8 protein-coding genes are annotated in these 6,170 nt (G+C 66.7%); 2 read left to right on the forward strand and 6 right to left on the reverse strand.

What is annotated here, in order from left to right; all coding sequences use genetic code 11:
* Positions 1 to 23 precede the first annotated feature (23 nt).
* The 6 genes from AB1634_07480 to AB1634_07505 all read right to left on the reverse strand — a co-directional run bounded on the left by AB1634_07480 (position 24) and on the right by AB1634_07505 (position 4,708).
* Entirely contained in the window at positions 24 to 503 is a 480-nt protein-coding gene (locus tag AB1634_07480; protein ID MEW6219362.1) for a periplasmic heavy metal sensor, read from the reverse strand.
* 17 nt (positions 504 to 520) lie between these two features.
* Positions 521 to 1,756: an ABC transporter permease gene (locus tag AB1634_07485; protein ID MEW6219363.1), complete on the reverse strand. Its 1,236-nt coding sequence runs from the start codon at positions 1,754 to 1,756 to the stop codon at positions 521 to 523.
* 8 nt (positions 1,757 to 1,764) lie between these two features.
* Positions 1,765 to 2,202 carry a hypothetical protein gene (locus AB1634_07490; protein ID MEW6219364.1) on the reverse strand — a complete coding sequence of 146 codons (438 nt, stop codon included), beginning with the start codon at positions 2,200 to 2,202 and terminating at the stop codon, positions 1,765 to 1,767.
* A complete protein-coding gene (locus AB1634_07495; GenBank protein MEW6219365.1) occupies positions 2,199 to 2,846 on the reverse strand; it encodes an ABC transporter ATP-binding protein in 648 nt (215 codons plus the stop codon). The genes AB1634_07490 and AB1634_07495 overlap by 4 nt, the downstream gene beginning before the upstream one ends.
* 13 nt (positions 2,847 to 2,859) lie before the next feature.
* Positions 2,860 to 4,059, reverse strand: coding sequence for an ABC transporter permease (locus tag AB1634_07500; GenBank protein MEW6219366.1), 1,200 nt, complete (start codon positions 4,057 to 4,059; stop codon positions 2,860 to 2,862).
* Positions 4,060 to 4,204: 145 nt separating this feature from the next.
* Positions 4,205 to 4,708 carry an anti-sigma factor gene (locus AB1634_07505; protein MEW6219367.1) on the reverse strand — a complete coding sequence of 168 codons (504 nt, stop codon included), beginning with the start codon at positions 4,706 to 4,708 and terminating at the stop codon, positions 4,205 to 4,207.
* A 520-nt stretch (positions 4,709 to 5,228) separates the two neighbouring features.
* Between AB1634_07505 and AB1634_07510 the strand changes: the two genes are divergently transcribed.
* Entirely contained in the window at positions 5,229 to 5,519 is a 291-nt protein-coding gene (locus AB1634_07510) for a type II toxin-antitoxin system prevent-host-death family antitoxin (protein ID MEW6219368.1), read from the forward strand.
* Positions 5,503 to 5,934 (forward strand): type II toxin-antitoxin system VapC family toxin, encoded by a 432-nt coding sequence (locus AB1634_07515; GenBank protein ID MEW6219369.1) that lies wholly within the window; start codon positions 5,503 to 5,505, stop codon positions 5,932 to 5,934. The genes AB1634_07510 and AB1634_07515 overlap by 17 nt, the downstream gene beginning before the upstream one ends.
* Positions 5,935 to 6,170: the final 236 nt, after the last annotated feature.

Below are 6,170 nucleotides of genomic sequence, written 5' to 3' on the forward strand. Positions count from 1 at the left end.
CAGCGCCGCCGCCGGGTGCGGCGTTACTCCGGCAGCCCGCCCTGGCTGGCTGCCACCGGGCAGGCCTGCGCATGGTGCGGGATTTCGGCCTTCAGGAGCGTGAAGAAGCGGGTGCGCTGTTCCGGGGTGAGCACAGCGCTCATGGCCAGCAGATGGACGATGACGCCCTGTTGCACTTCGCCCTGGCGGGTCAGAATCCCGTGCTGGACAGCGGTGATCGCCTCCTGATCCGGCGTATCCGTGGCAAGGAGTCCGAGAAGCTCGACCTGCCGGCTGCGGATCTCCTGATCGATTCTCGCCAGCTGGGCGTGGAACTGGTCCCGTTCCGCCTCCAGCTTGGCCTTCTGGGAAGCGGCCAGGTCAAGCTGTTCGTAGGGCAAGGGCGCCGCCGTCTGCCGGCCGCCGTCGGTCACAGCCAGGGGGCGGAAGACGACGTAGGCGCCGGCCAGGAAGAGATTCAGGATGATCGAGACAGACAGGAGCCAGGGGCTCTTCATCATCATGCCTACCTCCATCGCAGCTAGAGTTGCCGCAGGATCACGTCCGGCCGCATGCGGTTGGCGCGTTGGCCCATGAGCGTGGCGGCCAGGCCGCCGGCGGTCAGGGTGAGGCCCAGGGACGAGGCGACCAGCCCAAGCGTGATCCGCACCGGCAGCCGGACGCTGTGGGCCGTCATTTCCGGGTCCTTGGCAAAGGCAGGCAGCGGGTTCGCCTCCCAGGGCATGGCGATGGTGATGGAAAGATGCGCCAGCAGAAACGACAGGAGACACCCCAGCGCCAGCCCGAGCGCACCGCCGAGCAGGGCTTGCAGAAAGGCCTCGGCCATGAGCTGAGAGCGCACGTTTTCCGCCGTCCAGCCAACGGCCTTCATGATGCCGATTTCGCGACGGCGCTCCAGGAGGCTGGCGAGCATGCTTTGGACGATGAGGGCCACGGCCCCACCAAAGGCGACAAGGGAGGCCAGGAGGGCAAACCGGTCCGAAATCTGCGAAACCCCGCCCATGAGCTGGAGGAAGGTGTCCGAGCTGGTGACGCCGGCGCCCGGCAGATCGGACGTGACCCGCTCTCCAAGCCCCTGCAGATGCGAGGGAGCCGCAAGGCGCAAATAGACGAGGTTGACGGCGTCAGGCAAGCCGGCGAGCAGTGTCTGGGCGTCGGCGAGCGGCAGATAGATGTTGGCCGAGGCGACCTGGGCGCCCTGCCTGATCTCGATCAGCCCGGAAACCGTGAAGGAGCGGCCGCCGAGGACCAGCTGTTCCCCCGGATGGATGCGATGGAATTTGGCAAAATGCTTTTCCACCACCACCTCCCCAGGGTGTTCCGGAAAGCGCCCCTTGGCAAGCCATTCCCGCAGCCGCACCGGCCCGAGATCGGGCTGGCTGAGGTCCACGCCCAGGATCGTCCGGAAGCCGGTCTTGCCCAGCTCCCAGAGAAGCAGGGCCGGCGCCGCCGCGGTCACGCCGGGAAGGGCGCGTAGCCTTTCCTGCTCCTTGCTGGTGATGTGTTGATTGGAGAACGGCAGGCGGATGCCTTGCATCGAGAGGGGTTCTCCCCCCGGCGTTGTCCGCTTCTCCGCGCGCTGCACGATGAGGTCCGCGCCGAGGTTCTGAAAGGGCAGACGCGCTGCCTGCCGGTAGGCCCCACTCACCGCGTTGATTGTGACAAAGAGGGCGACTCCGATGCCGATACCGAGCACATTGACCACCGTCCGGTGGTGGCGGCGGCGCAGCTCCTGGAGCACATACATCCAGCTCATGGCCTGCCTCACGGCTCCCTGGTCAGGAGCTCAAGGAGTTGCGCCAAGTCGATCATGGTCCATTTCCCTTGGAAGAACGTAGGACCCGCGCCGGTTGGGAAGCCAAGGAACCGGATCGCCTTGCCGCCGACGACCGCGGTGTCCTTGCCATTCACCCAGATGTCGAGCGGCACATGCCCCGTGATCCCCTTCATGGCCATGAAGGCCGCCCCGGCCTCGGAGTCGACGTCATACCAGGAGACCGTGAGCCTGTCGTTGTGCCGGGCCAGGACGGCGCGCAGCTCCTGAAGGGTCGGCTGCAACGGGCCGTGGCTCATATAGAGGACCTCCACGGAGATGGAGCCGGCGGCCCCGCAGATGGCGATCGGGCCGGCAACAATCGCCAGCAACGCGTAAAAGGCGGCGTGGACGGCGAGGCCGCGGACTCGCCTTCGGGGTCTGTTCATGGCGTCACCTCCCCGTCGTGCATGTGCACGACCCGGTTTGCCGTGGCGGCGAGCGTCTCGTCGTGGGTGACCATCAGAATGGCAACCCCCTCCCGGCGGTGAAGATCGGACAGGATATCCATGATGGCGCCGCCGGTCTTCGAATCCAGGTTGCCGGTCGGCTCGTCGGCGAAGATGATCTTCGGTTGATTCACCAGCGCCCGGGCGATGGCCACCCGCTGTTTTTCGCCGCCGGAAAGGGCGGCGGGCAGATGCTCGAGCCGGTGCGCCAGTCCCAGCCGGTCAAGCAGGGCCTGGGCCCGCGTGCGCCGCGCCGCCTGCGTCATGGGGAGCGGGAAAAGGGGCAGCGCCACGTTTTCCCAGGCCGAAAGGGTGGGGATGAGATGGAAGGACTGGAAGATGAAGCCGACCTTTTCCCGCCGCACCTGGGCGAGAGCATCTTCGGGCGAACGGGTGATGTTCACACCGTCGAGGATTACCTCGCCCGTGCTTGGCTGCTCCATCCCGGACAGCAGGGAAAGCAGGGTTGTCTTGCCGCAGCCGGATTTGCCAACCAGACTGACCAGCTCGCCTCGGGCCACGGTCAGGGAGGCGTCCTTCACCACCGGCAGCGGACCGTAGCTCTTGCCAAGACGGGTGCCCACAAGCAGTGCTGCTTCATTCATGACGCAATGCCTCCGAAGGCCTGATGCGGCCGATCCGCCGGAGCAGGGTGCTGCCGGTCAGGCCGCCGGCCGCTACACTGAGAAGAACGGCCAGAAGGGCCAGGGGCCAGGAAATCCGTACAGGAAGCCGCAGGGTTCTGAAGACCGGGTCTCCGCCCCCTGGCAGGAAATGCGGGGTGGGGGCCAGTTCCCAGGGGACGGGGATGTTGACCGTGAGCAAGCCCAGCACGTGCGTCGCGGCCAGGGCCACCAGCAGCCCCATGAGCCCGGCCGCCAGACACTGGCAGACCGCTTCGGCGGTGAGTTGCGCCGTGACCTCGCGCGTGGTCCAGCCAACTGCTTTGAGCACCCCGATCTCGCTCGTCCTTTCCACGGCATTGCCGGCCATGGTCTTGACGGTGACGAGGACGGCGACGATCACCGCGACGAGGGAGGCGGCGCGGGCGAGCTGATCCGACAGGGCAAAGAGGCTGCCCAGGGACGTGAGGAAGGATTCCGGCGTGGCGATCGACGCCTTCTTCCCCAGGATCTCCCGGATTGCCGCCGATAACCGCGGGGTCTGCTCCTGATCCGCCAGCAGAAAGAGGAGATTGACGTCTTCGGCCGCAAACGGGGAGACCGACTGCAGCTGCGGCGAGGCGACGGCGAGCGACCGGGCCTCGGCAAGCGGCAGATAGATGTTCGCGGTGGCGATCTTCGGTGCCCGCGAGGCATCCACCAGCCCCGCCACCGGGTAGACCCGACCCGAGAGCCTGACGGTCCCGCCCACCCGGATTCCGGACTGCCGGGCAAAGGCCGTTTCCACCAGCGCTTCCGGCCCGTGGCCGGCGAGGGGCCGGCCCTCGGTCACATGGCGCTGGAGGATGGCCGGGCCGGTCGTGCCCGTCTCTTCGATGCCCAACACCACCGCGGCCTGGTCGGGATCGAAGACCCAGAGGAGCAGCGCCTGCCCCACCTTCCTGACGCCCGGCAGGCTGCGGATTCTGGCCACCTCCCCGCCCTTCAGGGTGGTGGCGGAACAGGGGAAGACCGCGCCGGCGAGCTCTTGCGGCACCTCGCCCGCCCGCTGCACGGTGATGTCGGCGCCGATTTCCGCAAGTGGCGCCCGGGCCGCCTGGCGATAGCCTTGCGCCAGGCTGTTCAGCACCAAGAGGACGGCCACGCCCACGGCGAGGGCCAGACCGTTCGTCACGGCTCTTCCTTTCCGGCGGCGGAGCTCGTTGCCAAGGTAATGCCAATTCATGTGGTCTTTCCCCTTGACGACCTGTTGCGGGTCCTCACGCGAGGTTTCTGGGCCATTCTGGTGCGCATTGCGCGGCCGGGTCCGATGGTGCGCATCATTTCAGCTCCGGCGTCGGAGAAGAAGAGGCCAGCACCAAGTAGGCTGCCCCAAGGGAGCCCGGCGGGGCGGTGTGGAACCACTCGAAGCCCTCGAGGCTGGTCGCCCTGGCGACGGCCGGCCGGCCGTCGCCGGAATGGAGCTGCCTGCCCATGTCCCGGCCCAACACCACCAGGATGAGAACAAGCGCGACCACGGCGGTCCCTGTGAGCGCCCATGCCGGGCAGCACGGCACCTCGGAGTCGAGCTGTGGGAGAGGCTGGTCCTGGTCTAGCCGTTCCGGTTGGCGGGCCGCAGCCAGGATCCTGGCGGTCAGGCCCGCGGGTGGCGACGGGTTGCCGGCAGCGCGCAAGGTCGTGGCGAGCCCGTGCATTTCCCCCAGCACCGCACGACACGCCGGGCAGGTGGCGAGATGTCTGGCAACCCTTGCCCGCTCCTCGTGGGCCAGCTCGCCATCGAGGTAGGGGCTCAGCCGTCTCCGGTATCTCGGGCATGACCACATACGAGTCACCCTCCTTGGAAACAGAAGAACGATTGAGCAGGCAGAAACCCCCGCCAAGGGATGGCGCCTGCGCAGCAAACCCGCTCGAGACCCTCCACGCGGTGGCGCTGGGAATCCCGCCGGGAAAAGTTCTTGAATTCCTGATGATGGCATCCCTGAAATTCCTGCATGTGTCATATCCGCCTGCTCACCGATCGTCTGCTGCGGCTTTTCTCGGTCTTCCCGGTGGTGGTCATCACCGGGGCACGGCAGGTGAAGGCGGACATCCTCATCGAGCGGGACGATCACCGCTTCCCGGCCGGCCAGGCTGTCCGCCGCAGGCATGAGCATGAAGCTCTGGGAGCCGGACAGGATGAAGAGGCCGTTTCGTGGCCGGAGGGCGAAATCCTGGCCAGCCAGCCCGCGTCCAGAGGCTGGGGATCACTTCGATCCCCCCTGGGCGATCCGAAGGCGATTCCCGGTTGTTCTGTACAGGTTTGTTTGATAAGAAATACAAAAAGCCGATCGGGAGGATCGAGCCATGAAATGGACCATCGCCCACGCCCGCCAGCATTTCGCCGAGCTGCTCCGGCAGGCGGCCCAGGAGCCGCAGGAGGTCTGCAACCGGGGGCGTCCGGTAGCCACAGTCGTCGACGTCGAGACCTTTCGGGAATACTGCCGCTGGCGGGACTCCCAGACCAACATCTCCCTCGCCCACGCCTTTGAGGAGCTAAGGGCGTTGTGCGCCGAGGAGTCGTACACCCTGGAATGCCCGGAGCGTCAGGATCGGGCCAATCCCTGGGCTGAGGGTCTCCATGAGCTTCCTCGTTGATACCAACATCCTGAGCGAGCTGGCCAGAGCAGCGCCGGACGCCGGTGTCCTGGCCTGGGCACAGGGCGTGACCGCCATCAGCCTCAGTGTGATCACCGTGGACGAGGTGTGCTTCGGCCTGGCGTGGCGACCGAACGCCCGCATCGAGGCATGGCTTGCAGGGTTTCTCCACCGCCAATGCCACGTGCTGCCGGTCACGGAGAGGATCGCCCGCCAGGCGGGAGGGCTGCGGGGCAGCCTCCGGCGCCAGGGAACGGTCCGCACCCAGGCTGACATGCTGATCGCCGCCACCGCCCAGGTCCATGGGCTCACCCTCGTTACCCGGAACGAAAGGGATTTTGCGGGCTGTGGAATCCCTGTTCTGAACCCGTTCGCGCAGGCGGCCGCCTGTCTTCTCCCCCGCCCGACAAGCTGACCGACACACCTGCCCGAGACCGGTCGGCTGGCCCTGGTGCTGCCCTTGGCCCGGCCGTCACTACCCGGCAGGAGGGGTCTCTTTCATCCTGAGCCCCCTCCGGTTTGATTGATGTTGAAGTACCTTCCCACCACGACCTCCAGCTCGCTTTCAATCGCTGTGTCAGAAACCGAGCCGATGGCCGCAAAAAGGTCTCCGGCTATCCCGGCAAAGACGTCCACCAGATGCGGATCGAA

Source organism: Thermodesulfobacteriota bacterium (assembly GCA_040755095.1).
Taxonomy (GTDB): Bacteria; Desulfobacterota; Desulfobulbia; order Desulfobulbales; family JBFMBH01; genus JBFMBH01.